The sequence below is a fragment of the Streptococcus sp. 1004_SSPC genome, from assembly GCF_001069025.1.
GTDB lineage: Bacteria > Bacillota > Bacilli > Lactobacillales > Streptococcaceae > Streptococcus > Streptococcus vestibularis.
On sequence record NZ_JWGQ01000029.1, the window covers coordinates 1 to 255 of the forward strand.

A 255-nucleotide genomic window follows, 5' to 3' on the forward strand; every position below is an offset into this window, starting at 1 on the left:
TTAATCGGAATTAAAGACCCTAACATCATTATTTCTCTTGTTTTTGAAACGGATACTCATATCTAGGTTCAAGCAAAACTGGATTATCCTGCACCACCATGCCCTCATTGCCATGGAAAGATGATCAAGTACGACTTTCAAAAACTTCTAAAATTCCTCTTCTCGAACAAGCGGGAACGCCGACACTACTATGTCTGAAAAAACGTCGTTTCCAGTGCAAAAGTTGTAAGAGAGTAACGGTGGCTGAGACATCAA

Annotated in this window: 1 pseudogene; it reads left to right on the top strand. The window is 40.0% G+C overall.

Annotated features, from left to right (window positions below):
• Window positions 1–255, top strand: a pseudogene (locus ADF62_RS10685) (transposase family protein); the annotation flags it as partial.